Origin of the sequence: Streptomyces sp. NBC_00539 (assembly GCF_036346105.1) — a bacterium.
Classification (GTDB): Bacteria; Actinomycetota; Actinomycetes; order Streptomycetales; family Streptomycetaceae; genus Streptomyces.
The window spans coordinates 5,554,659-5,581,261 of sequence record NZ_CP107811.1; the positions used below are offsets into that span (position 1 = coordinate 5,554,659).

Annotated in this window: 27 protein-coding genes; 21 read left to right on the forward strand and 6 right to left on the reverse strand. The window is 70.7% G+C overall.

Translation table 11 applies throughout. The features are described 5' to 3' along the window. Positions 1-170: 170 nt before the first annotated feature. The gene (locus tag OG861_RS24910) at positions 171-776 is read left to right on the forward strand and encodes a hypothetical protein (RefSeq protein ID WP_329193891.1); all 606 of its coding nucleotides are present in this window, start codon (positions 171-173) and stop codon (positions 774-776) included. Positions 777-779: 3 nt separating this feature from the next. Here the strand turns inward: OG861_RS24910 and OG861_RS24915 are convergent, their stop codons facing one another. After that, entirely contained in the window at positions 780-1,109 is a 330-nt protein-coding gene (locus OG861_RS24915; protein ID WP_329193889.1) for a ferredoxin, read from the reverse strand. A 264-nt stretch (positions 1,110-1,373) separates the two neighbouring features. On the opposite strand from OG861_RS24915, the gene arc reads away from it, so the two are divergent. From arc to prcA, 6 genes are all read left to right on the forward strand, one after another. Continuing rightward, the gene (gene arc / locus OG861_RS24920; protein ID WP_329193887.1) at positions 1,374-3,140 is read left to right on the forward strand and encodes a proteasome ATPase; all 1,767 of its coding nucleotides are present in this window, start codon (positions 1,374-1,376) and stop codon (positions 3,138-3,140) included. Positions 3,141-3,390: 250 nt separating this feature from the next. After that, the gene (gene dop, locus OG861_RS24925; protein WP_329193885.1) at positions 3,391-4,902 is read left to right on the forward strand and encodes a depupylase/deamidase Dop; all 1,512 of its coding nucleotides are present in this window, start codon (positions 3,391-3,393) and stop codon (positions 4,900-4,902) included. A 203-nt stretch (positions 4,903-5,105) separates the two neighbouring features. Next, a complete protein-coding gene (locus OG861_RS24930; protein WP_030233608.1) occupies positions 5,106-5,318 on the forward strand; it encodes a ubiquitin-like protein Pup in 213 nt (70 codons plus the stop codon). A 258-nt stretch (positions 5,319-5,576) separates the two neighbouring features. Beyond that, positions 5,577-5,810: an endonuclease VII domain-containing protein gene (locus tag OG861_RS34315; protein WP_443057522.1), complete on the forward strand. Its 234-nt coding sequence runs from the start codon at positions 5,577-5,579 to the stop codon at positions 5,808-5,810. Beyond that, positions 5,762-6,601, forward strand: a complete 840-nt coding sequence (gene prcB, locus OG861_RS24940) for a proteasome subunit beta (RefSeq protein ID WP_329193883.1) — start codon at positions 5,762-5,764, stop codon at positions 6,599-6,601. Before OG861_RS34315 ends, prcB begins: the two co-directional genes overlap by 49 nt. Positions 6,602-6,646: 45 nt before the next feature. Beyond that, positions 6,647-7,411: a proteasome subunit alpha gene (gene prcA / locus OG861_RS24945; RefSeq protein WP_329193881.1), complete on the forward strand. Its 765-nt coding sequence runs from the start codon at positions 6,647-6,649 to the stop codon at positions 7,409-7,411. 55 nt (positions 7,412-7,466) lie between these two features. On the opposite strand, the gene OG861_RS24950 is transcribed toward prcA, so the two are convergent. After that, entirely contained in the window at positions 7,467-8,465 is a 999-nt protein-coding gene (locus OG861_RS24950) for a LacI family DNA-binding transcriptional regulator (protein ID WP_329193880.1), read from the reverse strand. A 146-nt stretch (positions 8,466-8,611) separates the two neighbouring features. Between OG861_RS24950 and OG861_RS24955 the strand changes: the two genes are divergently transcribed. The 12 genes from OG861_RS24955 (at position 8,612) to OG861_RS25010 (ending at position 20,694) form a co-directional block, all read left to right on the forward strand. Continuing rightward, on the forward strand, positions 8,612-9,898 hold the full coding sequence (locus tag OG861_RS24955) for an MFS transporter (RefSeq protein ID WP_329193879.1): 1,287 nt from the start codon (positions 8,612-8,614) through the stop codon (positions 9,896-9,898). A gap of 58 nt (positions 9,899-9,956) precedes the next feature. Then, the gene (pafA, locus tag OG861_RS24960; protein ID WP_136211119.1) at positions 9,957-11,318 is read left to right on the forward strand and encodes a Pup--protein ligase; all 1,362 of its coding nucleotides are present in this window, start codon (positions 9,957-9,959) and stop codon (positions 11,316-11,318) included. A gap of 132 nt (positions 11,319-11,450) precedes the next feature. Next, complete coding sequence (locus tag OG861_RS24965; protein WP_329193876.1) at positions 11,451-12,392, forward strand: FKBP-type peptidyl-prolyl cis-trans isomerase; 942 nt, start codon at positions 11,451-11,453, stop codon at positions 12,390-12,392. A 52-nt stretch (positions 12,393-12,444) separates the two neighbouring features. After that, positions 12,445-12,840, forward strand: coding sequence for an FKBP-type peptidyl-prolyl cis-trans isomerase (locus tag OG861_RS24970; RefSeq protein WP_329193874.1), 396 nt, complete (start codon positions 12,445-12,447; stop codon positions 12,838-12,840). Positions 12,841-12,980: 140 nt separating this feature from the next. Next, entirely contained in the window at positions 12,981-13,937 is a 957-nt protein-coding gene (locus OG861_RS24975) for a helix-turn-helix transcriptional regulator (RefSeq protein WP_329193872.1), read from the forward strand. Positions 13,938-14,022: 85 nt separating this feature from the next. Beyond that, positions 14,023-14,991, forward strand: a complete 969-nt coding sequence (locus OG861_RS24980; protein ID WP_329193870.1) for a helix-turn-helix transcriptional regulator — start codon at positions 14,023-14,025, stop codon at positions 14,989-14,991. Positions 14,992-14,999: 8 nt separating this feature from the next. After that, on the forward strand, positions 15,000-15,233 hold the full coding sequence (locus OG861_RS24985; RefSeq protein ID WP_329193869.1) for a hypothetical protein: 234 nt from the start codon (positions 15,000-15,002) through the stop codon (positions 15,231-15,233). A gap of 26 nt (positions 15,234-15,259) precedes the next feature. Next, positions 15,260-15,460 (forward strand): hypothetical protein, encoded by a 201-nt coding sequence (locus OG861_RS24990; protein ID WP_329193868.1) that lies wholly within the window; start codon positions 15,260-15,262, stop codon positions 15,458-15,460. Between the two features lie 208 nt (positions 15,461-15,668). Beyond that, complete coding sequence (gene tatA, locus OG861_RS24995) at positions 15,669-15,962, forward strand: Sec-independent protein translocase subunit TatA (protein ID WP_329193866.1); 294 nt, start codon at positions 15,669-15,671, stop codon at positions 15,960-15,962. Positions 15,963-16,018: 56 nt separating this feature from the next. Then, entirely contained in the window at positions 16,019-16,975 is a 957-nt protein-coding gene (tatC, locus tag OG861_RS25000; protein ID WP_329193864.1) for a twin-arginine translocase subunit TatC, read from the forward strand. Positions 16,976-17,085: 110 nt separating this feature from the next. Continuing rightward, on the forward strand, positions 17,086-19,938 hold the full coding sequence (locus OG861_RS25005; protein ID WP_329193862.1) for a DEAD/DEAH box helicase: 2,853 nt from the start codon (positions 17,086-17,088) through the stop codon (positions 19,936-19,938). Between the two features lie 90 nt (positions 19,939-20,028). Next, complete coding sequence (locus OG861_RS25010; protein WP_329193861.1) at positions 20,029-20,694, forward strand: TetR/AcrR family transcriptional regulator; 666 nt, start codon at positions 20,029-20,031, stop codon at positions 20,692-20,694. Between the two features lie 12 nt (positions 20,695-20,706). Here the strand turns inward: OG861_RS25010 and OG861_RS25015 are convergent, their stop codons facing one another. The 3 genes from OG861_RS25015 to OG861_RS25025 form a co-directional block, all read right to left on the reverse strand. Further along, complete coding sequence (locus tag OG861_RS25015; RefSeq protein ID WP_329193859.1) at positions 20,707-21,669, reverse strand: pseudouridine synthase; 963 nt, start codon at positions 21,667-21,669, stop codon at positions 20,707-20,709. A 434-nt stretch (positions 21,670-22,103) separates the two neighbouring features. After that, complete coding sequence (locus OG861_RS25020; protein WP_329193858.1) at positions 22,104-22,943, reverse strand: siderophore-interacting protein; 840 nt, start codon at positions 22,941-22,943, stop codon at positions 22,104-22,106. Between the two features lie 49 nt (positions 22,944-22,992). After that, a complete protein-coding gene (locus tag OG861_RS25025; protein ID WP_329202055.1) occupies positions 22,993-23,898 on the reverse strand; it encodes a 5'-3' exonuclease in 906 nt (301 codons plus the stop codon). A 200-nt stretch (positions 23,899-24,098) separates the two neighbouring features. Here OG861_RS25025 and OG861_RS25030 point away from each other — a divergent pair, with 200 nt between their 5' ends. Next, positions 24,099-24,734 (forward strand): helix-turn-helix domain-containing protein, encoded by a 636-nt coding sequence (locus OG861_RS25030; RefSeq protein WP_443056460.1) that lies wholly within the window; start codon positions 24,099-24,101, stop codon positions 24,732-24,734. A 17-nt stretch (positions 24,735-24,751) separates the two neighbouring features. Then, the gene (locus OG861_RS25035) at positions 24,752-25,462 is read left to right on the forward strand and encodes a helical backbone metal receptor (protein WP_329193857.1); all 711 of its coding nucleotides are present in this window, start codon (positions 24,752-24,754) and stop codon (positions 25,460-25,462) included. Here OG861_RS25035 and OG861_RS25040 read toward each other — a convergent pair. Beyond that, positions 25,459-26,577: a TDT family transporter gene (locus tag OG861_RS25040; protein WP_329193854.1), complete on the reverse strand. Its 1,119-nt coding sequence runs from the start codon at positions 26,575-26,577 to the stop codon at positions 25,459-25,461. The genes OG861_RS25035 and OG861_RS25040 overlap by 4 nt on opposite strands. Positions 26,578-26,603: the final 26 nt, after the last annotated feature.

The following is a 26,603-nucleotide window of genomic DNA, read 5'->3' on the forward strand; positions in this document are numbered from 1 at the left end:
GCGGCGCAGTTCCCCGACCCGATCGGGAACTGCGCCACAGCGCCCTTTCGTTGACGGGGGACGGCAGGACGGCTCTTCCCGGAAGGTGGCCGGACCCGCCCGTTCCACCCCGGTGTGAGGTGTGGCACGATGCTGGCACCGCGTCACCCTTCGCACAGGAGAGACCCCGCGTGCTGCACAGCCCCACCGAGCCGGCCCTCGCACTGGACACCCTGGCCCACGGTGGCGCCAAGGCCCTCCACTGGGTCGCCACGGCCACCGCCATGGCCGCCGTCGTCGCCGCAGCGGGTCTCCTCCAGCCGGACCCCGCGACCGGCACCCCGGTCACCGCCACCGCCGCGGCGGCCGCCGCCGGCCCCCCGGCAGCCGCCCCCGACGCACACGCCGTCACCTACCCGCTGGACTGCAGGGGCACCGCCCAAGCCGTCACGGCCACCGCCCAGGGCGACCTCGACGGCGACGGCCGCCCCGAAACCGTGGCGGCCGTCCGCTGCGACGCCGGCTCCGGCACCCCGCCGCACGCCATCTACGTCCTCACCCAGGACAGGGCCCCCGGGGCCGCGCCGCGCGTGGTGGCCACCCTCCTGGAGGCCGGACGCCGCCAGACGGCCACCGACCTGACCATCAGTGACCGCACGGTGACGGCCAGTCTCGTCGGCTACTCCTCACCGGCGGTCCCGCGCTACAGCCCCGACACCAGACAGCTCGCCAAGTGGCGCTGGACGGGCGGAAAATTCCGCCAGGAGCTTACCGATTCACGCCCCGGAAGCGTTTAGCCGTCACTCCGCGTCAGGGCCGTACACCTCGACCCTGTCCGACACACGGCGGACGTGAATACAGTCACCCGGGCATTCCTTCGCCGAATCGACCACGTCCTGGAGCAGCGTCAGCGGAACCGGAGTGGTCGCCCCCGGGTCCTGCAGAAGCTCGTCCTGCGCGCTCTTCACATACGCCAGACCATCGATGTCCAGCTCGAACACCTCCGGGGCGTACTGCACGCAGATGCCGTCGCCGGTGCACAGGTCCTGGTCGATCCACACCTCCAGCGACGCCTCGGCCTCGTCGGCGCCGGCCGTCCGGTCGGAGGTTGCCTCCTGCTGCACGGTCATATCTCCTGCCGTTCCCTGCACTGAGTGATCCACCCCGGTCACAACTCGCGACAAGTCGCGCGGGCCCTGACGGGTGTTGAACACTTCGACCTTACAACCGGCTGCTTTCCCGTGCTGCTGGGTGGGTATTTCACTGGCGAGAGGGAGTACGCAAGGGTGAAGATCGGACACACCCCTACCGTCTTTGTGATCTAGGGGTTTCAATCACCACCAGCCCAGGTAGGGTCAGGAAGCGTCCAGCTCCCCTTGGAGGAGGTGAGGACCGTGGCAGCCCACGACGACGACATCAACCGCGGCATCCGGCCCGGGCGAGGGTCCGAGGACCCCGCTGGCCAGGTTGCCTATCTCGAGCAGGAAATCGCCGTCCTGCGACGCAAGCTCGCCGACTCACCGCGTCACACGAGGATTCTCGAAGAGCGGATCATCGAGCTCCAGACGAATCTGGCCGGCGTGTCCGCACAGAACGAACGACTGGCGAACACCCTCCGTGAGGCCCGCGACCAGATCGTGGCCCTCAAGGAAGAAGTCGACCGCCTCGCCCAGCCGCCGGCCGGCTTCGGTGTCTTCCTGCAAGCCAACGAGGATGGCACCGTCGACATCTTCACCGGCGGCCGCAAGCTCCGCGTGAACGTGAGCCCCAGCGTCGACCCGGAAGACCTCCGGCGCGGCCAGGAGGTCATGCTCAACGAAGCGCTCAACGTGGTCGAAGCCATGGAATTCGAGCGCGCCGGGGACATCGTCACCCTCAAGGAAATCCTTGAGGACGGCGAGCGCGCCCTGGTCATCGGGCACACCGACGAGGAAAGGGTGGTGAGGCTCGCCGAGCCGCTCCTGGACATCACCATCCGCCCCGGCGACGCCCTGCTCCTCGAACCCCGCTCCGGCTACGTCTACGAAGTGGTCCCCAAGAGCGAGGTCGAAGACCTCGTCCTCGAAGAGGTCCCGGACATCGACTACGACAAGATCGGCGGCCTGGGCGACCAGATCGAACTGATCCGCGACGCCGTCGAGCTCCCCTACCTCTACCCGGACCTCTTCAAGGAACACGAACTGCGCCCGCCGAAGGGCATCCTGCTCTACGGCCCCCCCGGCTGCGGCAAGACGCTCATCGCCAAAGCCGTCGCCAACTCCCTTGCCAAGAAGGTCGCCGAGGTCACCGGCCAGCCCGCCGGGAAGTCCTACTTCCTGAACATCAAGGGCCCCGAACTCCTCAACAAGTACGTCGGCGAGACCGAGCGGCACATCCGCCTCGTCTTCCAGCGTGCACGCGAGAAGGCGAGCGAAGGCACCCCCGTCATCGTCTTCTTCGACGAGATGGAATCCCTCTTCCGCACCCGCGGATCCGGCGTCAGCTCGGACGTGGAGAACACCATCGTCCCCCAGCTCCTCGCCGAGATCGACGGCGTGGAAGGCCTGGAGAACGTCATCGTCATCGGCGCCTCCAACCGCGAGGACATGATCGACCCGGCCATCCTGCGCCCCGGCCGCCTCGACGTGAAGATCAAGATCGAGCGCCCCGACGCAGAAGCCGCCAAGGACATCTTCGCCAAGTACCTCAAGGCCTCCTTGCCCCTGCACGCGGACGACCTGTCCGAACACCAGGGCTCCACGGCCGGCACCGTCCACAGCATGATCCAGACCGTCGTCGAGCAGATGTACGCGGAAACCGAGGAAAACCGCTTCCTCGAGGTCACGTACGCCAACGGCGACAAGGAAGTCCTCTACTTCAAGGACTTCAACTCCGGAGCCATGATCCAGAACATCGTGGACCGCGCCAAGAAAATGGCGATCAAGGCCTTCCTCGAACACAACCAGAAGGGCCTGAGGGTCGCCCACCTCCTCCAGGCCTGCGTGGACGAGTTCAAGGAGAACGAAGACCTGCCCAACACCACCAACCCGGACGACTGGGCCCGCATCTCCGGAAAGAAGGGCGAGCGGATCGTATTCATCCGCACCCTCGTCACCGGAAAGCAAGGCGCGGACACCGGACGCTCCATCGACACGGTGGCCAACACCGGTCAGTACCTCTGACAAAGCGGGGCGGCTGCGGGTCCCCCACCGGGGCACCCGCAGCCGACTGCTTTACCGACTGCTTTTCCAGCCGGTGGCAGGACAAATTCAATGACCGAAATGATCTCCCCACCAGCGCGGAGTGGTTCTAGGCTCTTCCGTACCGCAGGTCAAGCAGTGCGGGGACGGACGCCGCACACGACGCATCGGAGCACCAGCGGTACTTGAGCGCCGCTCCCGGCCGGGAGCGCCGCCGGGCAAGGAGGGCCGCATGACCGTACGGCGAGTAATGGGGATCGAGACGGAGTACGGGATCTCCGTCCCGGGCCACCCGAACGCCAATGCCATGCTCACCTCGTCCCAGATCGTCAACGCCTACGCGGCGGCGATGCACCGGGCACGCCGTGCCCGCTGGGACTTCGAGGAGGAGAACCCGCTGCGGGACGCCCGCGGCTTCGACCTCGCCCGCGAGGCCGCCGACAACAGCCAGCTCACCGACGAGGACATCGGCCTCGCCAACGTCATCCTCACCAACGGCGCCCGGCTCTACGTCGACCACGCCCACCCCGAATACAGCTCCCCCGAGGTCACCAACCCCCTCGACGCCGTCCTCTGGGACAAAGCCGGCGAACGGATCATGGCCGAAGCCGCCGAACGCGCCGCCCAGCTCCCCGGCGCCCAGCCCATCCACCTCTACAAGAACAACACCGACAACAAGGGCGCCTCCTACGGCACGCACGAGAACTACCTGATGAAGCGGGAAACGCCCTTCACCGACATCGTGCGCCACCTCACCCCCTTCTTCGTCTCCCGCCAGGTCGTCACCGGCGCCGGACGCGTCGGCATCGGCCAGGACGGCCGCGACCACGGCTTCCAGATCAGCCAGCGCGCCGACTACTTCGAGGTCGAGGTCGGCCTGGAGACCACCCTCAAGCGCCCGATCATCAACACGCGCGACGAACCGCACTCCGACGCCGAGAAGTACCGCCGGCTCCACGTGATCATCGGAGACGCCAACCTCTCGGAAATCTCCACCTACCTCAAACTCGGCACGACCGCACTGGTCCTCTCCATGATCGAAGACCAGTTCATCAACGTCGACCTCGCCGTCGACCAGCCCGTGCGCACCCTCCACCAGGTCTCCCACGACCCCGACCTCCACCACCTGATCACGCTGCGCAGCGGCCGGACACTCACCGCGGTGCAGCTCCAGATGGAGTACTTCGAGCTGGCGCGCAAGTACGTCGACGAGCGGTTCGGCACGGACGCCGACGAGCAGACCAAGGATGTCCTCACTCGGTGGGAGGACGTCCTGGGCCGGCTGGAGACCGACCCCATGAGCCTGTCCGGCGAGCTGGACTGGATCGCGAAGCGGGAACTGCTGGAGGGCTACCGCAGGCGCGACGGACTCGACTGGGACGCGGCCCGGCTGCACCTGGTGGACCTCCAGTACGCGGACGTACGCCCGGAGAAGGGCCTGTACAACCGCCTGGCGGCCCGCGGCAAGATGAAGCGGCTGCTGGAGGAACCGGCCGTCGAGCGCGCCGAGGGCAAGCCCCCGGAGGACACCCGGGCCTACTTCCGGGGCCGGTGCCTGGAGCAGTACGCGGACGACGTGGCGGCGGCCTCGTGGGACTCGGTGATCTTCGACCTCCCGGGCCACGACTCCCTCCAGCGCGTGCCCACGCTGGAGCCCCTGCGGGGGACGCGGGCGCACGTGAAGGAGCTCCTGGACCGCTGCCGCACGGCGGAGGACCTGGTACGGGTGCTGTCCGGCCGCTGAGCGGGGCCCGACGCCATCGGCGGCCCGGACGGGGCCTGAAAGGGCCCCGGTCTGGGAATCATGGGAACACCCGGACGTTGTGAAAGTGCGGGGACGAATGTCGGACCCTCCTTGTAGGGTCCGGCATAAGGTCTGATCTTGGGAGTGGTCCCGGTCCGGGACCACTCGACGTGAGCGTGCGAACCGAGCGGGGTGAGGTAGACATGGCGACCAAGGACACCGGCGGCGGACAGCAGAAGGCGACGCGCTCGACCGAGGAGGTCGAGGAGGCTGCGGTCGAGGAATCGACCGACCTCAAGGAACGCCAGGAAAAGCTCTCCGACGACGTCGACTCGGTACTTGACGAAATCGATGATGTGCTCGAGGAAAATGCCGAGGACTTCGTGCGCTCCTTCGTCCAGAAGGGCGGCGAGTGATTTAGCCTTCGAATCGAAGATTAGATCCTCGGGGGAGGGCAAGTGTCGGGGGCGGAAAAGCGATGTCCGCGGTGTGGCTTGCTCAAGCCGCTTGAGGCCTTCGCTTCCCACCGGGCCATGCGGGACGGCCTGCAGTGTTACTGCAGGCCGTGCGCGGCCGAGTACCTGTCGACCCGCTGCAAAGCATGCCGGGCCATCGAAGGCCGGGCGGGTCACCTCAAGCGTTCCTACGGCGTCACCGAGGAGGAGCGCGACCTGATGATCGCAGCGCAGGGGGGCCTCTGCGGGATCTGCCAAGAGGCTCCTCCGGAGCACGTTGATCACGATCATCAGACGGGTAAGGTCCGAGGCGTACTGTGCTTCAGCTGTAACGCCGCACTGGGGCAGTTCAAGGATCGGCCGGACGTCATACGGCGTGCAGCCGCTTACGTGGAAGGAAACCTGTGGAACCCAACACTCGTAGCACAGGGCGTCTACCGGCAGCCTTCCTGACGCCGGGGTCCTCGTCCTTCATGGACTTCCTCGGGGCGCACTCGCCCGAGATGCTGCCGGGCAACCGGAAGCTGCCCGACGGCGTCATCGAGGCGCCGCACGGGACGACCATCGTGGCCGTCACCTTCCCCGGCGGGGTCGTGCTCGCCGGTGACCGGCGCGCCACCATGGGGAACATGATCGCTCAGCGGGACATCGAGAAGGTGTTCCCGGCCGACGAGTACTCCGCCGTCGGCATCGCCGGTACGGCGGGTCTCGCCGTGGAGATGGTGAAGCTGTTCCAGCTGGAGCTGGAGCACTTCGAGAAGGTGGAGGGGACGACCTTGTCCCTGGAGGGCAAGGCGAACCGGCTCTCGACCATGATCCGGAGCAATCTGGGGATGGCGATGCAGGGGCTGGCCGTCGTGCCGCTGTTCGCCGGGTACGACGAGGCCAAGGAGAAGGGCCGGATCTTCTCCTACGACGTGACCGGCGGCCGCTCCGAGGAGCACGGCTTCGCCGCCACCGGTTCCGGTTCGATCTTCGCCAAGGGTTCGATGAAGAAGCTGTTCCGGCCCGACCTGACGGAGGAGCAGGCCACCACTTTGGTCGTGCAGGCGTTGTACGACGCCGCCGACGACGACTCGGCGACGGGTGGGCCGGACCTCTACCGGCACATCTATCCGATCGTCACCGTCATCACCGATGAGGGTTTCCGCAGGCTGACCGACGACGAGTCGCAGGAAATCGCCCGTACGGTCACCAACCGTCGGCTCGAGCAGCCGGACGGCCCGCGCGCCGCCCTGCTCTGACCATCCGTCGCCCCGTAGGACCCAGAAGAAAGGGACGGACAGCCGGTGTCGACTCCGTTCTATGTGTCACCCCAGCAGGCCATGGCCGACCGGGCGGAATACGCCCGGAAGGGCATCGCCCGTGGTCGCAGCCTCGTCGTGCTGCAGTATGCCGACGGCATCGTGTTCGTCGGGGAGAACCCGTCCCGTGCGCTGCACAAGTTCAGCGAGATCTATGACCGGATCGGCTTCGCGGCCGCCGGCAAGTACAACGAGTACGAGAACCTGCGGATCGGTGGTGTGCGGTACGCGGATCTGCGCGGGTACACCTATGACCGTGATGATGTGACGGCCCGTGGGCTGGCGAACGTGTACGCGCAGACGCTGGGCACGATCTTCTCCAGTGCGGGTGAGAAGCCGTACGAGGTGGAGTTGGTCGTGGCGGAGGTCGGTGCGACGGCCGCGGGTGACCAGATCTACCGGTTGCCGCATGACGGGTCGATCGTGGACGAGCACGGTTCTGTCGCGGTGGGCGGCAACGCCGAGCAGATCAGTACGTTCCTGGACCAGCGGCACCAGGACGGGATGACGCTGTCCGAGGCGTTGAAGCTGGCGGTGCAGGCGCTGTCCAGTCAGGCGAACGGTGCGGACAAGTCGATTCCGGCGGAGCGGCTGGAGGTTGCGGTGCTGGACCGGACGCGGCCGCAGCAGCGGAAGTTCAAGCGGATCCGGGGCCGGCAGCTGGCGCGGCTGCTGGAGGCGGACGTGCCGGCGGCGGCGCAGGCCGATGCGGTGTCGAACGACGAGGGTCCGGAGGACGAGGCGCAGTAGTGCGTGCGGGGGAGCCCCGGTCCGCCCGTGAGGGTGGGTCGGGGCTTCGTCGTGTTCAGGGGGTGGGGGCGGGGCCGGAGGAGTCGCGGACGACGAGTTCGACGGGGATGTCGGGGGCGGTCCAGTGGTGGCCTTCGAGGACGGTGAGGAGGGCGGTCATGCCTTGTCGGCCGACGTGTTCGGCGGGCAGGCGGACGGTGGTGAGTTCGGGTTCGACGGCGGTGGCGAGGGCGAGGTCGTCGAAGCCGGTGACGGAGAGGTCCTGGGGGATGCGCAGGCCGAGGCGGCGGGCGGCTTTGCAGGCGCCGGCGGCGAGGATGTCGTCGTCGCAGATGACGGCGGTGGGCCGGGGGCCGGGGGTGGTGAGGGCGGTTTCGAGGGCGGTGCGGGCGCCGGTGACGGTGAGCGGGGCGCGTACGGTGCGCAGTTCGGCGGGGGCGGGGAGGAGGTCGGTGAGGGCGCGGGCGCGGGTGTGGAAGGTCCAGGAGTCGACGGCGGAGGCGAGGTGGAGGAAGCGGCGGTGGCCGTGGGTGAGGAGGTGTTCGACGGTTTGGCGCATGCCGTCGGCCATGGCGAGGTTGACGTGGGCGGCGGCGGTGTCGGAGGTGGGGTCGCTGTCGAGCATGACGAGGGGGAGGCCGTTGCCGCCGATGGCGTCGAGGGCGTCGGCGGCCATGGAGGAGGCGATGACTCCGTCGAGGGCCGCGCGGGCGGACGCGAACGGGTTGCGGGCGGGGCCGGTGCCGTCGGGGGAGGGGTAGAGGACGACGCCGAAGCCGTGTTCGGCGGCGACTTGGGCGGCGCCGGTGTAGACGCGGGCGAAGAATTCGTTGGTGAGGGCGGGGACGACGAGGAGGGCGGTGCGGGTGCTGCCGAGGCGGAGGTTGCGGGCGGCGAGGTTGGGGCGGTAGCCGAGGTGGGCGGCGGTTTCGCGGACGTGGGTGGCGGTGCGTTCGGAGACGCGGCCGCGCCATTTGTCGCCGAGGACGAGGGAGACGGTGGCCTGGGACACCCCGGCGGCGTTGGCGACGTCCCGGCTGGTGGGTCTCGTCACGCGGGGCTCCTGTTTGGCGAGGTCACGGGGGTGGGGGTGTGGGGGAGGGGGGCGGTCGTGTGGACTGGCGGGTTGTGGCCATGGTACGTATGGCGGGTCACGTTATACGTATTACTCCGGCTTGGTCCGGGCAGGAAGGGGCGGACATGGCCGCGGGTTACGCGGAGCTGCTCAGGACCCGGCATGCCGCGAGGCTGTTGGTGGGGACGCTCATAGGGCGGTTGCCGAACGCGACGGCGCCGATCGCGATCGTGTTGCTGACCCGGGCGGAGGGTGGCAGTTACAGCCTCGCGGGGGCGCTGGCGGCCGTGTACGGGGTGGCGAACGCGGTGGGGCAGCCGTTGCTGGGGCGGGCGGTGGATCTGTACGGGCAGCCGCGGGTGCAGTTGCCGGCGGCGCTGGTGTCGGCGCTGGGGATGGCGTGGCTGGCGCTCGCGGGGACGGGGTCGGTGGTCGCGGCGTACGCGGCGGTGGTGGTGGCGGGGCTGTTCACGCCGCCGCTGGAGGGCGGTCTGCGGGCGCTGTGGCCGTCGGTGCTGGGCGGCAAGGAGGAGCGGGTCCACGCGGCTTATGCGATGGACGCGGTGGCCCAGGAGGTCATGTTCACGGTCGGTCCGCTGCTGGTGACGCTGTTCGTGTCGCTGTGGGATCCGGCGGCCGCCCTGTTGCTGCTGAACGCGATCGGGGTGCTGGGCGCCCTGTCGGTGGTGGTGTCGCGGCCTTCGCGGGAGTGGCGTTCGGCGCCGCGTGAGGCGCACTGGCTGGGGGCCTTGCGCTCGCGGGGGCTGCTGGCGTTGCTGGGGGCGTTCTTCTTCGTGGGGACGGCGCTCGGCTCGATCACGGTGGCGGGTGTGGCGTACGCCGACGGTCATGGCGGTCAGGCGGTGTACGGCTGGCTGATGGCTGCTCTGGGGCTGGGTGCGCTGGTGGGCGGGGTGCTCTACGGGGCCCGGCAGTGGCCGGGGGCGCCGGAGCGGCGGCTGCGGCTGCTGGTGGCGCTGCTGGCGGCGTGTTACCTGCCGCTGATGCTGGTGCCGGGGGTGGTGGCGATGACGGCGCTGACGGCGCTGGCGGGGGTGTTCCTGGCGCCGGCGATCGCCTGTGCGTTCATCGTGGTGGACCGGCACGCTCCGGCGGGGACGGTGACGGAGGCGTTCTCGTGGCTGGTGACGTTCTTCGGGGTGGGTGCGGCGATCGGGACGGCGGCGGCGGGTCCGGCCGTGGAACTGGGTGGAACGGCGGCCGGTTTCGGTGTGGCGGGCGTGGCGGGAGGTGCCGCGTTCCTGGTGCTGATGGCCACTCAGCGGGTGCTGGCTCGCGACGGGCGCGGCCGGGCGGTGGCGGGGCCGGCCGCGGAGGGTGCGGTCGAGGTGCCGGGGCAGGCCGGGAGGGCCCGCGCGGACGGCGTGTCGGAGCCCTTCCCGGGAAACTGATCGGAACCCCGGTCTCGAACCCGGTTTCAGAAGAGGGCAGAAGGCGTAATGTTCAGTCATGGACCGCCGCATTTTCGGGCTGGAGAACGAGTACGGCGTCACGTGCACGTTCAGGGGACAGCGCCGACTGTCACCTGACGAAGTGGCGCGCTACCTCTTCCGCCGTGTTGTGTCATGGGGCCGCAGCAGCAATGTCTTCCTGCGGAACGGCGCCCGCCTCTACCTCGACGTGGGTTCGCATCCGGAATATGCAACTCCCGAATGCGACAACCTGACCGAGCTGGTCACCCACGACAAGGCCGGCGAGCGCATTCTCGAAGGCCTGCTCGTCGATGCCGAACGCCGCCTGCACGAGGAGGGGATCGCGGGCGACGTCTACCTCTTCAAGAACAACACCGACTCGGCGGGCAATTCGTACGGCTGCCACGAGAACTACCTCGTGGCGCGGCACGGTGAATTCTCCCGTCTGGCGGACATCCTCATTCCGTTCCTCGTCACGCGCCAGCTGATCTGTGGTGCGGGCAAGGTGCTGCAGACGCCCCGGGGCGCGGTGTACTGCGTGAGCCAGCGCGCCGAGCACATCTGGGAGGGTGTCAGCTCGGCCACCACCCGGTCCCGGCCGATCATCAACACGCGGGACGAGCCGCACGCGGACGCCGAGCGCTACCGCCGGCTGCACGTGATCGTCGGGGACTCGAACATGTCCGAGACGACCATGCTGCTCAAGGTGGGTGCCACGGACCTGGTGCTGCGGATGATCGAGGCGGGGACCGTGATGCGGGACCTGACCTTGGAGAACCCGATCCGGGCGATCCGCGAGGTCAGCCATGACATCACCGGTCAGCGCAAGGTGCGGCTGGCCAGCGGGCGCGAGGCCTCGGCGCTGGAGATCCAGCGGGAGTACTACGACAAGGCGCTGGACTTCGCGGAGCGGCGGGGTATCCGTACGGGTGTCGTGGAGCAGGTGCTGGAGCTGTGGGGCCGTACCCTCGACGCGATCGAGGCGGAGGACCTGGACCGGATCGGGACCGAGATCGACTGGGTCATGAAGTACCAGCTCATCGAGCGGTACCGGGGCAAGCACAACATGACGATGTCGAACCCGCGGGTCGCCCAGATAGACCTCGCGTACCACGACATCCACCGCCGGCGCGGGCTGTACTACCTGCTGGAGCGCAAGGGGCAGGCGGCCCGGATCTGCAACGACCTCAAGATCTTCGAGGGCAAGTCGGTGCCCCCGCAGACGACGCGGGCGCGGCTGCGCGGCGATTTCATCCGCCGGGCGCAGGAGCAGCGGCGGGACTTCACCGTCGACTGGGTGCACCTCAAGCTGAACGACCAGGCGCAGCGGACGGTGTTGTGCAAGGACCCGTTCCGGTCGGTGGACGACCGGGTGGAGAAGCTGATCGCCGGTATGTAGGTGCCGGTGGGTGGCGTCAAAGTGTGACATCTCACTGATCTTGGCCGGGGCCCCGTTCGTATCTCGTACGGGGCCCTGTCCACGCCTTAGAGTGGCGGGCGACCGCGTTGCCGTCTGAGATCTGAGGAACACGTGCGCCGACTTGCCGGCCTGCTGGTCGTACCCCTTCTGCTGCTGACGACGGCAGCCTGCGGTGACGACAGCGGCTCCGACTCCGCCCAGATGCAGAACGGGGCGCCCGCGATCACGAAGGGCGCCAAGTTCGGGGAGAAGCCGACCCTGTCGAAGGGGAAGGGTGACCCGCCGAAGGAATTGAAGGTGGTGGTCGTGAGCGAGGGCAAGGGCCCGGTGCTCAAGGCCAAGGACATCGCCCAGGTCAATTACTACGGGCAGGTGTGGGACGGCAAGGAGCCCTTTGACGAGAGCTTCAGCAAGGGCAAGACGTTCGACGTGACCCTCGGCGCGGGCCAGGTCATCAAGGGCTGGGACCAGGGTCTGCAGGGGCAGAAGGTCGGCAGCCGGGTCGAGCTGGTGATCCCGCCGGACCTCGGTTACGGCGCGCAGGGTTCGGGCGAGAAGATCAAGCCGAACGCGACGCTCGTGTTCGTGGTGGACATCGTCAAGGGGACGACCGTCCCGGTTTCGGCGACGGGCAAGGAAGTCCCGCAGGACAACAAGGACCTGCCGAAGATCGGTACGAACACGGACGGCAAGGAAGTGTCCGTGACCATCCCGAAGGACACCGCGGCGCCCGGGAAGCTGGTCTCGAACTACGTCCTGGAGGGTGACGGCCCGGTCGTGAAGGACACCGACACGGTCGTGGTGAAGTTCAACGGGAAGACGTGGAAGGACGACAAGACCTTCGAGAGCACGTACGCCACCGACTCGGTGGTGCCGTGGCCGATGTCCGACCTGTCGGTCAAGGGTCTCAAGGACGGCATCCTGGGCAAGAAGGCCGGCAGCCGGATCCTGCTGGTGATCCCGCCGGACCAGGCGTTCGGCGACAAGGAGCAGGGGACGATCCCGGCGAATTCGACTCTGGTGTTCAGTCTGGACATCCTGTCGGTGATGTAAGACTGGTTCCGGTTTCCCCGGCTCCGGCCGGGGGCGCCTCCTGTTGGTTCGTATGAGGAGCAGTTCCGTGAGCGACAAGCTCGAAAAGCCCGAGATCGACTTCCCCGAGGGCCCCGCCCCGACCGAGCTCGTGGTCGAGGACATCTGGGTGGGCGACGGCGCCGAGGCCAAGGTCGGTGCGTTCGTCAAGGTCCACTACGTGGGTGTGGCGTTCTCGACCGGCGAGGAGTTCGACGCCTCCTGGAACCGCGGCAGCGCGCTGGAGTTCCAGCTGGGTGTCGGCCAGGTCATCAAGGGCTGGGACCAGGGTGTCCAGGGCATGAAGGTCGGCGGCCGCCGCAAGATCACGATCCCGGCGGACCTCGCGTACGGTGACCGTGGCGCGGGCGGCGGCGTGATCGCCCCGGGCGAGACGCTGATCTTCGTGTGCGACCTGATGGCCGCCTGAGCGACGCGCCGTCACACCGTCGGGGCCCCTGCCGTGAGGCGGGGGCCCTCGCTTTTGCCGGGGACCTCCGGGGCGGTACGGTCAACGGTCACGGGTGTGTACGCCGGCGGGTGTACGTCGGGAAGGGCGGAAGGGCGTCGATGGCGATTGCCAAGGCCGAGCGGCTGATGAACCTGGCGCTGTGCCTGCTGGGGACCCGCAGGCCGCTGAGCAAGCGTGAGCTGCGGGGTTCCATCGAGGCGTACCTGGAGGCGGGGAACGACGAGTCCTTCAACCGCATGTTCGAGCGGGACAAGGACGATCTGCGGGAACTCGGCCTGGTGATCGAGACGGTGGAGAACCTGGAGGGCGAGACCGGCTACCTGGCCCGCCGGGACAGCAACCGGCTTCCGCCGGTCTCCCTGGACGCCGAGGAGGCCGCGGCCCTCGGGCTCGCGGCCAAGGTGTGGCAGCAGGCCCGGCTGGCGGGCGCCGCGAGCGGGGCGCTGCAGAAGCTGCGGGCGGGCGGGATGCCGGAGGCCGGTGATCCGTACGAGGGCCAGCACAGCGCGATCGAGCCGCGCATCCCGGTCCACGAGGCGGCCTTCGAGCCGCTGATGCTGGCCTGCCGGGACCGGCGGCCGGTGGTGTTCGACTACCGCAAGTCGACCGCCGCGCACCCCGCGACGCGGCAGGTCGAGCCGTGGGCGCTGGAATGCTGGCGGGGCCACTGGTACCTGGCGGGCTTCGACCGCGACCGCGGGGCGGAGCGGGTGTTCCGGCTGTCGCGGATCACCGGCAAGGTCCGCTCGCGGGCCGGGAAGTACACGGCGCCGGTGCCGGACGTGGTGACGGTGCGGGAGACCGTGGCGCGCTGGGCCGGGGAGAGCGCGGAGCGCACGGCGCGGATCCGGCTGCGCGCCGGGGCCGGGTACCCGCTGCGCGCCAAGGCCACCTCCGTCAAGGAGGGCGCCGACGGCTGGGACGAGCTGGAGATCCCGTACGGGCACGGCCTGGACGCCTGGCTGGTGGAGTTCGGCCCGGACGTGGTGGTGGTGGAGCCCGCGGACCTGCGGGCGGACGTGGTGGACCGGCTGCGCGCGGTCGCGCTCGGCTGACCGGGCCGCGGCGGGAGCGGCGCCGGGGAATTTCCGTACCGCTCGGATGTCATGAACGCACGCCCTGAGGGGGAGACGTACCAGCATGGCTGCGAACGCCATTGACCAGACCCGCCGGATGCTGTCCCTGGTGACGTATCTGCGCGAACGCCCCGGGGCGCACGTCGCCGACGTCGCGCGCGCCTTCGGGATCACCGAGGACGAGCTGATCTCGGACCTCGACGTGCTGCCCATGTGCGGGACCAGCTTCCGGGGCGGGGACCTGCTCGACATCGACACCGACGGGGAGCGCATCTGGTGGCGCAACCCCGACGCGTCGGGGGAGTCGACGGCGGAGCCGCTGCGGCTGGCCGCCGACGAGGCGACCGCGCTGCTGGTCGCCGCCCGCGCGGTGGCGACCCTGCCCGGGCTGCGCGCGAGCGACCGGGACGCGCTGCTGCGGGCCACCGCGAAGCTGGAAGCGGCCGCGGGCGAGGCGGCGGGGGCCAGCTCCCGGCTGTCGGTGACGTTCGAGTCCGAGGGCGGGGTCTTCGCGGACGTGGACCGGGCCATCGCGGAGCGCCGCCGACTGTGGCTGCGCTACTACTCGCCCGCCCGGGACGAGCTGACCGAGCGCAAGGTCGACCCGATCAGGCTGTTCGCGGTGGGCCACACGTACATGGAGGGGTGGTGCCACCTGTCCGAGGCCCGGCGCACCTTCCGCCTGGACCGGGTCGCGGAGATCCGGCTGCTGGACGAGCGGGCCGAGCCGCCCGCGATCGAGCCGCGCGACCTGTCCGAGGGGCTGGTCCAGCCGGCCGCGGAGGACCCGGAAGTCGTGGTCGAGGTCGGGCCCGGCGGGCGCTGGGTCGCCGAGTACTACCCGCACGACAGTGCCGAGGAGCTGGCCGGGGGCGGCCTGCGGATCACCCTGCGCAGCCCCGATCCGGCCTCGCTGCGCCGCCTCGCGCTGCGGCTGGGCCGGGAGGGGCGGATCGTGTCGCCCCCGGAGCTGGCGGAGAGCGCGTGCAGCGCCGCACGAGCGGCACTCGCGGGATACGGGGAACAGGGCTAGGGGGAGCGATGCCGTCATCACCGGGGGGCGGTCCGGTCACCTTCAAGGCGGGGTGCCCGCAGTGCCGGGGGCGTTTCGAGCTCGCGGCGGGCGCGCTGCGCCTGGCGATCGGCGGCAGCCGCCGCAGCACGTTCTACTCGTTCACCTGCCCCCAGTGCGGGGCGCAGGTGCGCAAGCCCGCCGGGGAACGGATCGTGGAGCTGCTGACGGGCGGCGGGGTGAGCACCCTGCGCAGCGTGTGAGGCGGTGCCGGCGCTAGGCTCCTCCCATGCTGTGGCCGATGCTCGCAATTGCCCTGGGTTTCCTCGGTCTCGTCGTGCTGGCGGTGCCGGCCGTGCGGGTCTTCCTGGAGGTGCGGCGGCTGTCGGCCCAGGTGGCCGAGGCCAGCCGCCGGGTCACCGAGGCCGCGGGCGACCTGGAACGGGCCGCCTCGGACCTGGCCAGGGCCGGCCGGGCGGCGAGCCGGTAGGCGTACCCTCGTAGCAACCTGGCGTACGGGGCCGTACCATCCCCGCACCGACCCGGGTCCGCCCACCCCCCTCGGGGCCGGGACGACCCCGGGGCATTGCCGGGCGTTAACCCCTGGGGGTTACGATCCATGCAGGAGCGGTGGCGGGATCCTCGTCCCGGCCCGCCCGCCACCCAACCAGCCGTTTCGGTGAGAAGGAAGTCAGCCCATGATCGGCAATCTGAAGCCTCTTGAGATCCTCCTGATCATCGCCGTGATCTTCCTGCTGTTCGGCGCCAAGAAGCTCCCCGACATGGCGCGCTCCCTCGGCAAGTCGGCCCGCATCCTCAAGAGCGAGGCCAAGGCGATGAAGCAGGACGGCCAGGCCGAGGAAGCCGCCGCCGCCCCCGTCGCGGACCAGGCCCCGCAGCAGCCGGCCGCTCCGCGCACCATCCAGGCCTCTCCCGGTGACGTCACCAGCGCCCGTCCGGTCGGCGAGCCGAACCGCACCACCCAGGGCTGACGGCCCGCGGCCGCACCGGTCACGCCAGTCATCTGCAACGAGACAAGGGACGTGGGTTGCTCAAGTCTGCCCGCAAGCAGGGTCAAGCGCACAAGGACGCCGAAGGGCGGATGCCCCTTGTCGAGCACCTGCGTGAGCTGAGAAACCGCCTGATGAAGTCGGTCCTGGCGATCCTCGTGATCACCGTGGTGGCGGCCTTCTTCTACAAGGACCTCATCGACTTCATGCTCAAGCCGATGCTGGACTCCGTGGGCTGTACCAACGGGGTGGTCTCGCAGCGCAACGGCCGTCCCTGCGCCGACATGACCGTGAACGGTCTCATCGCACCGTTCTCGATCGCCCTCAAGGTCTCGCTCACCGCCGGTGTGGTGCTGTCCGCACCGGTGTGGCTCTACCAGCTGTGGGCGTTCGTCGCCCCGGGTCTGCACAGCCACGAGAAGAAGTACGCCGTCGGCTTCGTCGCGGCCGGAGCGCCGCTGTTCGCCGCCGGCGCCGTCCTCGCGTACAAGATCCTTCCGCAGACCGCGATGATCCTGCTGGAGTTCACCCCCGACAACGCGCGCAACCTGCTGCCGGTCGACGACTACCTCGACCTCGTCACGCGCATGGTCGTGGTGTTCGGCCTGGCCTTCGAGCTGCCGCTGCTGCTGATCCTGCTCAACTTCACCGGTATGCTGACCGCGAAGCGGCTGGCGAGCTGGTGGCGGATCATGGTGCTCGGCATCACGATCTTCGCGGCGTTCGCGACGCCCACCGGTGACCCGCTCACCATGATGTCGCTGGCCGCCCCGATCATCGCCCTGTACTTCGTCGCGCTGGGCCTCTGCCTGATCAACGACCGCAGGCGCAAGCGCCGCAACCCCGACGCGGGCCTGGACGACGACGAGGCCTCCGTACTGGACCTGACGCCCGCGCCCATCGGAGCGGTGGAGGCGGCCCCGGCCCCCTCGGCCCTGCCCGGGCAGGCCGACGGCGGGCGTGAACGGATCAACGGGTACGACGACGCGACCTGACGGTTCCCGGGCCGCCCGGCCCGGTCATCGGGCCGGTCGTCGGGCCGGTCATCGGGCTCCCGTTAAAGATCCGACTGTTGTCACAGGCGGCGGGTAGGCTCGAAGACAAGATGACCGAAGAACTCTCACCCGCGCAGCGGTACGCCGCCGCCCGGATCCGCGCCGCCGAAGAGGCCACCGCCCTGGCTCCCTTCCGCAAGATGTACGAATTCGGCCTGGATCCGTACCAGGTCGAGGCCTGCCGGGCCCTGGAGTCGGGCAAGGGCGTCCTCGTCGCCGCCCCCACCGGGTCGGGCAAGACCATCGTCGGCGAATTCGCCGTGCACCTCGCGCTGCGGCAGGGCCGCAAGTGCTTCTACACCACGCCGATCAAGGCGCTGTCCAACCAGAAGTACGCCGACCTCGTCAAGCGCTACGGCGCCGACAAGGTCGGCCTGCTGACCGGCGACAACAGCGTCAACTCCGAGGCGCCGGTGGTCGTGATGACCACCGAGGTGCTCCGCAACATGCTCTACGCGGGCTCCCAGTCGCTGCTCGGCCTCGGCTACGTGGTCATGGACGAGGTGCACTACCTCTCCGACCGGTTCCGCGGAGCCGTCTGGGAGGAAGTGATCATCCACCTCCCGGAGTCGGTGACCCTGGTCTCGCTCTCCGCCACCGTGTCCAACGCCGAGGAGTTCGGCGACTGGCTCGACACCGTGCGCGGCGATACCGAGGTGATCGTCTCCGAGGAGCGGCCCGTGCCGCTGTGGCAGCACGTCATGGCCGGCCGCAAGGTCTACGACCTCTTCGAAGAGGAGTCCGACCACGGCGGCCGCGGCTCCGCGCGCCGCGAGGTCAACCCCGACCTGCTGCGCATGGCGCGGGAGGAGAACAGCCGCACGTACAACCCGAAGGAGCGGCGGCGCGGCAAGATGGTCCGCGAAGCGGACCGCGAGCGCGAGCGGCGCTCCCGCGGCCGGATCTGGACCCCGAGCCGGCCCGAGGTCATCGCCCGCCTCGACAACGAGGACCTGCTCCCCGCCATCAACTTCATCTTCAGCAGGGCCGGCTGCGAGGCCGCCGTCCAGCAGTGCCTGTACGCAGGGCTGCGGCTCAACGACGACGGCGCCCGCCTGCGGGTCCGGGAGATCGTCGAGGAACGGACCTCCTCCATCCCCACCGAGGACCTGCACGTCCTCGGGTACTACGAATGGCTCGAAGGGCTGGAGCGGGGCATCGCCGCGCACCACGCCGGCATGCTGCCGACCTTCAAGGAGGTCGTGGAGGAACTCTTCGTCCGCGGCCTGGTCAAGGCCGTCTTCGCCACCGAGACCCTCGCGCTCGGCATCAACATGCCCGCGCGCACGGTGATCCTGGAGAAGCTGGTCAAGTGGAACGGCGAGCAGCACGCCGACATCACCCCCGGCGAGTACACGCAGCTCACCGGCCGGGCCGGGCGGCGCGGCATCGACGTCGAGGGCCACGCGGTGGTGCTGTGGCAGCGCGGCATGGACCCGGTGGCGCTCGCCGGGCTCGCCGGCACCCGTACGTATCCGCTGCGCTCCAGCTTCAAGCCCTCGTACAACATGGCCGTGAACCTGGTGCAGCAGTTCGGGCGGCACCGCTCGCGCGAGCTGCTGGAGACCTCGTTCGCCCAGTTCCAGGCGGACCGCTCGGTCGTCGGCATCTCCCGGCAGGTGCAGCGCAACGAAGAGGGTCTGGACGGCTACCGGGAGGGCATGACCTGCCACCTCGGGAACTTCGAGGAGTACGCGCGGCTGCGCCGCGACCTCAAGGACCGCGAGACGGAGCTCGCCAAGCAGGGCGCGGCGCAGCGGCGGGTGCAGGCGGCCGGCTCGCTGGAGAAGCTCAAGCCGGGCGATGTCATCCACGTGCCGACCGGCAAGTTCGCCGGGCTCGCGCTCGTCCTGGACCCGGGCATGCCGGCCGGGCGGTCCAACGGCCACCGCGGGTACGAGTACACCGAGGGGCCGCGGCCGCTGGTGCTCACCGTGGAGCGGCAGGTCAAGCGGCTCGCCGCGATCGACTTCCCGGTCCCGGTGGAAGCCATCGACCGGATGCGGATCCCCAAGACCTTCAACCCGCGCTCCCCGCAGTCCCGTCGGGACCTGGCTTCGGCCCTGCGGGCCAAGGCCGGGCACATAGTCCCCGAACGGCGGGGACGCGGGCGGGCCGCGGCGGCCGACGACCGCGAGATCGCCCGGCTGCGCGCCGAACTGCGGGCGCACCCCTGCCACGGCTGTGACGAGCGCGAGGACCACGCCCGCTGGGCGGAGCGCTACCACCGGCTCAAGCGTGACACCGTGCAGCTGGAACGGCGCATCGAGGGGCGCACGAACACCATCGCCCGCACCTTCGACCGGATCCACGCGCTGCTGACCGAGCTGGACTACCTGCGCGAGGACGAGGTCACCGTGCACGGCAAGCGGCTCGCCCGGCTGTACGGGGAGCTGGACCTGCTGGCGTCCGAATGCCTGCGCGAGGGCGTGTGGGAGGGGCTGAACCCGGCCGAACTGGCCGCCTGCGTCTCGGCGCTGGTGTTCGAGGCCCGCCAGTCCGACGACGCGGTGGCGCCCAAGGTGCCGGGCGGCGCGGCGAAGGCGGCGCTCGGCGAGATGGTCCGGATCTGGGGCCGGCTCGACGCGCTGGAGGAGGAACACCGCATCAACCAGGCGGAGGGCGTGGGCCAGCGCGAGCCGGACCTCGGCTTCGCGTGGGCCGCCTACCAGTGGGCGTCCGACAAGAGCCTGGACGAGGTGCTGCGCGAAGCGGAGATGCCCGCGGGTGACTTCGTACGCTGGTGCAAGCAGGTCATCGACGTGCTCGGGCAGATCGCGGCGGCGGCGCCCCCGTCCTCCGCCCCGCCGTCCTCGCAGAGCGGCAGCACGGTGGCGCGAAATGCCCGCAAGGCCGTGGACGCCCTGCTTCGGGGTGTCGTGGCCTACAGCTCCGTCGGCTAAGCGGATTTGGGTCTTCCTCCGAGAGGCGGGAGGGCCGGATCTCATCTCTTGCCATGATCGATCGAACGTGTCCTGTGCGACGATCGAAACATGAGTGGGGGAACGGACGAAGGGCCGAGACGGGTCGGTCGGCCACGCGCCGATCAGCACAGACGGCACAGCGGCCGACCGCCGCGCGAGGAACTCCTGTGCGCGGCGGCCGAGCTGTTCACGGTACGGGGCTACGCGGCGACCACCACGCGGACCGTCGCCGAACGGGCCGGAATGCGCCAGGCGACGATGTACCACTACTTCGCGGGCAAGGAGGAACTCCTCGCCGAGCTGCTGGAGTCCACGGTCGCGCCCTCACTGGCGCTGGCCCGCCGGCTGCTGGCCGATACCGCACTGCCCGCCGCGCGGCGGCTGTGGGAGCTGTGCCGCTCCGATGTGCTGCTGCTGTGCGGAGGCCCGTACAACCTGGGCGCGCTCTACCTGTTGCCGGAGGTGGGCGGAACACGCTTCACCCGGTTCCACCGGATGCGCGCGGAACTGCGCGACGCGTACCGGGAGTTGTTGCGGGCCACCTCCGTCGGGGCCGAACTGGCCGGTGACCGGGACGGGTTGGCCCTGCGCAACGACCTCGTGTTCGGCCTCATCGAGGGGGTCATGCTCGTCCACCGCTCCGACCCGGCGCGGCCGGTCGCGGCCTTCGCGGAAGCGGCCGCGGACGCGGCGTTGCGGGTCGCGGGGGTCAGGGAGAAGCCGTCGGGCCCCTGAGGCCGTTCGGGTTCAGGAGCCGCCTTCCCAGCCGGGCAGGTCGTCCCAGGCCTGCAGGGTCAGCCCGCTCTCCAGGCTGTGGGCGGCGCCGGTCAGGGGGTCGGTGAACGCGAGGCGCCGGGCCAGCAACTGGAGCGGACGCCGGTAGTCCGCCGGATCCGCGGCCGCGGTGACCACCGGATAGACCGGGTCGCCGAGGATGGGCAGGCCAAGGGCGTTCATGTGCACCCGCAGCTGGTGGGTGCGACCGGTGTGCGGCGTCAGCCGGTAGCGGCCCAGCCCCCCGCGGGCGGCGAGGAGTTCGACGACGCTCTCCGCATTGGGTTCGGCGCCCGGGACCTCCACCGCCGCCATCTGACCGCGGACCTTCTCGATGCGGCTGCGCACCGTACGCGGGAGGCGGACCTGCGGATCGTGGTGTGCGACGGCCTCGTACTCCTTGAACACCTTCCGCTGCTCGAACAGCGACTGGTAGGCGCCCCGGTCCTCGGGGCGGACGCTGAACATCACCAGTCCGGCGGTCAGCCGGTCGAGGCGGTGCGCCGGGCTGAGGGCGGGCAGGTCCAGCTCGGTGCGCAGCCGCGCCAAGGCGGTCTGGAAGACGTGGCTGCCGCGCGGGGTCGTCGCCAGGAAGTGCGGCTTGTCCACGACCAGCAGGTGCTCGTCGCGGTGGACGACGCGGATCGGGAACGGCACGACCGGCTCGGGCGGCATGTCCCGGTGGAACCACAGGAAGGCGCCCGGCTCGTACGGGTCCCGGGGGCGCAGGACGCGGCCGCCGGGCCCCAGCACCCGGCCCGATTCCAGCAGCCGCGCCATGGACTCGGCGCCGCGGGTGCCGGCGTAGCGGGCGGTGAGGTAGGCGCCGAGGTCCGGCCACAGGCCCTCCGGGTCGGGAGGCAGCCGCAGGCGGACCGGGTCGATGCCGGCCCGCTGGGGCAGGGGTGCGGGAGGGATGTGGGATCTGCGTCTCATCGGGGTCCAGCGTAGGCCCTGTCCGGGCGGCTACCGGCGGGCGAAGGTGCGCCGGTGGACGGGGTCCGGGTGATCGCTGCGCGGGGCGCCGTCGGTGACGGTGGCGCCGCGCCCCCTCCGTCGGCGGGGCTGGGTGGGTGCGGCGCCGTCGCGCGGAGCGGGCCCGGCTGCGCCGGGCTTTGCGGGGCTCCGCCCCGCGACCCCGCGCCTCAAACGCCGGCGGGGCTGGAGGTGGCGGCCCGGCGCCTCAGGTGTCGGCGGGGCTGGATGTGACGCCGGCGGGGCCGGATGTGACGCCGCGGGGCTGGAAGTGGCGGCCCCGCGCCTCAGGTGTCGGCGGGGCTGGATGGGGTGGTCCGGCGCCTCAAGTTTCGGCGGGGCTGGAGGTGACGCCGGGGGCTGGGTGGGGTGGCCCGGCGCCGCGATCCTGGGGGTCAGGCGGCTGCGGCGGGTTCTTGTTCGGCTTCTACCTTGGCGTTCCAGTCGCGCTTGATCGCCCGCCAGGCCTCGTCCGTCTGGCCCAGGCGCCAGTAGCCGGAGATCGAGAGGCGTTCGCGGGGGATGCCGCGGGTCACGCGGAGGTGGTGGCGGAGGTCCTTGACGAAGCCCGCCTCGCCGTGGACGAAGGCGTGCACGTCGCGGGAGGGGAACTCCAGCGCCGAGACCGCCTCCACCAGGGCCTCGCCGATCGGGCGGTCGCCGCGGTGGAGCCAGACCGGGACGACACCGTCCGGGGTGGCGATCTTCTGCTGGTCGGCGGGTCCGTCGATCTCCACGAACGCGTGCACCACCGCGCCGGCCGGCATCCGCTCCATCGCCGCGCCGATCGCCGGCAGCGCGCTCTCGTCACCCGCCAGCAGGTGCCAGCCCGCCGTCGGCATCGGGGCGTACGCGCCGCCGGGGCCGAGGAAACGTACCTCCTCGCCCGGCTGGACGGAGGCCGCCCAGGGGCCGGCGAGGCCCTCGTCGCCGTGTACGACGAAGTCGAGGGTCAGCTCCCCGTGTACCGGGTCCCAGTTGCGGACGGTGTACGCGCGCTGGCGCGGCCACTCCTCGCGCGGGTGCTCGGCGCGGATCCGCTCCAGGTCCCAGGGCGTGGCGTAGGTGACGCCCTCGGGGGCGAAGAGGAGCTTCACGTAGTGGTCGGTGAACTCGCCCGCGCCGAATCCGGTCAGCCCGTCACCGCCCAGCACCACCCGCACCATGTGCGGCGTCAGCCGCTCCGTGTGTACGACGACGGCGGTGCCGACTGTGCGGGCGCGTCCTTCTGCCACGGCGTCTCCCCTGACTCCCCAGAAACTTAGGTTCCCCTAAGTTAGCATCTCATCGCCGGAGTGCGCTGCCCAGACGTGCCACCGCTCCGCCCAGACCCCATCGGCGGGCCAGCGCCTCGACCATTTCAGGATGCGCCGGCGCCGTCGGGAGCGCCGGGTCGAAGGCGGGCAGCGGGACGTCCGGGGCGACCTTGACCACCTTCGGGGCCACCGCCAGGTAGGGCCGGGACTCGTCCAGCCGCTTGCGCTGCGTCGGGGTCAGCTTCGACCTCGGGTCGTCGATCGCCGCGATGATCCCCGGCAGGCCGCCGAACGCGTCCAGCAGCTTGGCCGCCGTCTTCTCGCCGATCCCGGGGACACCCGGCAGGCCGTCGCTCGGGTCCCCGCGCAGCAGCGCCAGGTCCGCGTAGCCGGGCCCGTCCACCCCGTACTTCTCCCGCAGCCACGCCTCGTCCGTGAGCTGGAGCGAGCCCACGCCCTTGAGCGGGTACAGCACGCGGCGCTGCTTCTCGTCGTCGATGAGCTGGTACAGGTCCCGGTCGCCCGTGACGATGTCCACCGGGCCCGTGGCGCGGGCCGTGAGGGTGCCGATCACGTCGTCCGCCTCGTACCCGGCGACGCCCACCCGCGCGATCCCGAACGCGTCCAGCGCCGCTTCGATGATCGGCACCTGCGGGGTCAGCGTGTCGGGCGTCTCCTCCACGTCGGGGCCGTCCGGCGTCTCCTGCGCGACCCGGTGCGCCTTGTAGGAGGGGATCAGCTCCACTCGCCACTGCGGCCGCCAGTCGGCGTCCATACAGGCCACCAGGTCGTCGGGGCGGTGGTCCTGGACCAGCCGCCCGATGAAGTCGAGCAGGCCGCGCACGGCGTTGACGGGTGTGCCGTCCGGGGCCTTCACGGAGTCCGGCACGCCGAAGTACGCGCGGAAGTAGAGGGAGGCGGTGTCCAGGAGCATCAGGCGTCGTGTCGTCACGCTGACGATGATGCCGCAGCCGCCCCGGCGGCCCGCCGTCGGCGGCCGGTCCTGCCGTGAACGCGATTTGGGGGGCGGTTGCTGCGTAAGGTGCTTACAGCACACCGATGTGCGACGAGTGGACCACGGGCCGGCCGGCCCCGGCCCGCGTCGGAAACCCCCTAGGGGAGGGCAGCCCCGACATGAACGACAAGGACGGCAGGGACGGCAAGATCGGCACCGACGGCAGGGACGAGAAGGAGAAGGACGCCAAGGAGCAACCGCTTCGGGTGGGCGTCGCCGTACGCAAACGGCGCCGCGCCCTGCACCTGACCCTTGCCGTCGTATCGGCCCGCAGCGGCCTGTCCGTCCCCTTCCTGAGCCAGATAGAGAACGAGCGGGCCCGGCCCAGCATGCGTTCCCTGGAGCGGGTCGCGGACGCCCTCGAGACCACCGCCGTCGAACTGCTGGCCGCCTCCGACACCGCGCGCACGGTGGACCTGGTACGGGCCGGGGACGACTCCGGGCTGGCGCCCGCCCCGGGCGTGCGTCCCCTCGTACGGGGGCACCACCAACTGCACGCCCTGGAGTTCAGCGGGGACCAGGACGCCGGCCGCGAGTACCAGCACCGCAACGACGAGCTGATGTACGTCGTCGCGGGCGCCTGCCAGGTGGAGGCCGAAGGGCGGGCGTACCGGCTGGAGAGCGGCGACGCGCTGTTCCTGTCCGGCGGTGTGCGCCACCGCTGGCGGGCCGTGAGCGAGGACACCCGGCTCCTGGTCGTGGCGGTGGGCGAGCACATCCACGCCACGTCCGAGCCGCCCTCGCCGGAGCACTGAGCACAGTGCGGCGCGTCGTGTCGCTGGTGCCGTCGTTGACGGAGGCGGTGGCGGTGAGCGCGCCGGGCCGGCTCGTCGGGGTCACCGACTGGTGCACGCACCCCGGGGACCTCGCGGACGCGGTACGGATCGGCGGGACGAAGAACCCCGACGTGCCCGCGATCATCGGGCTGCGTCCGGACCTGGTCATAGCCAACGAGGAGGAGAACCGGCCCGCGGACCTCGCCGCGCTGGAGGCCGCCGGGGTGCGGGTGCTGGTCACCGAGGTCCGTACGCTGCCGCAGGCCTTCACCGAACTGGAACGCGTGCTGGTCGGGGCGCTGGGGCTGGCGCGGCCGGGCTGGCTGGACGACGCCCAGGCGGCGTGGGCCCGGGTGGTGCCGCTGCCCGCGGTGCGCGCGGTCGTACCGGTGTGGCGGCGGCCGTGGATGGTCCTGGGCCGGGACACCTTCGCCGGGGACGTCCTGGCCCGCCTCGGCGTGATCAACGTCTACGCCGGCCATGCCGGGCGCTATCCGCGGATCGGGCCGGACGAGCCTGCCGCCGCGGGCTGTGACCTGGTGGTCCTGCCGGACGAGCCGTACCGGTTCACGGCCGGGGACGGCCCCGAGGCCTTCCCGGGCCTGCCGGCCGCGCTCGTGAGCGGCCGGCATCTGACCTGGTACGGGCCCTCGCTGGTGCGGGCTCCGGCGGTGCTGTCGCAGGCCCTGGGGGCGGCGACGGCCTAGCGGGGCAGCAGCCGGCCGGTGAACAGGCCGCGCAGGGTGTGGGCGGTGGCGGCGAGCCAGGTCGTCAGCAGCGTCAGGAACAGGGCGGTGGCCAGCCAGGAGAAGGCGGTCAGGCCGGTGTGGCGGGCCAGGCCGGTGGCACCGGTCACGCAGGTGCCGACGGGGAAGGTCAGCGCCCACCAGGTCATCGCGAACCCCATGCCCGCCCGGGCCGCCCGGACCAGCATCGCGGCGGCGAGGGCCAGCCAGAGCAGGGCGAAGCCCGTCACGGGCACCCCGTAGACCACGGCGAAGGCGCCGAACGCGTGGGCGTAGGGCGCACCGATCGACAGCGGGGCCATGTCGGAGAGCTGGTTCACGGCGGTGGTCGACTGGCCGAGGGGACCCAGGACCAGGAACAGGGTCGGGGTCAGCGCAAGGGGCAGCGGCCCGCTGAAGACCAGGCGCCCGAAGACCAGGGGCAGCATCACCAGCGTGGCCAGCAGGCTCACGCCGAACAGGGCGTAGCAGCCCAGCAGCATCGCCTCGCGGGCCTGGCCGGCGGGCAGGTGGGGGATGAGCAGGGGGCCCACGGCGGCGGAGACCATGGGGGAGACCAGGGGCAGCAGCCACACGGGGGTGGCCTGGCCCGGCTCGATCCGGTGCCGCACCACCATCAGGTAGGGGACCAGTACGGCCATCAGCAGGCCGATCACGGTCCCGGCGGTGTACAGCACGGTGTCGGCGGCGACGGCCGCCGGGGTGCCGATGAGGTCCTTGCCGACGAGCAGGGTGCCGGCGCCGACGGCCAGCAGGGCCATCGCCAGGCAGCCGTAGAAGGGTGCCACGGCGGGGTCGAGGAGGTGGGTCCGCGCCTGGTCGCGGTGGTGGAGCCAGTGCCCGGCGCGTGCGGTGAGCAAGGCGGCGAGGGCCACGGCGGACAGCGCCCATACGAGCTGGCAGGCCACGCGCTGTCCGGGGAGCTGGTGGGGGAGGGTGGCGCCCGCGTTGGCGACGATCGCCGTGCCCATGACGCAGGCGTACCAGTTGGGACCGAGGTGGCGGAGCGCGGCGGCCTTGTGGGCGGGGTGCGCGGGTGCGGGGGTGGTGCGGGGTAGCACGCGGGTGGTGGCCATGGGCCCAGCCTCGGGTCCGGGGGCGG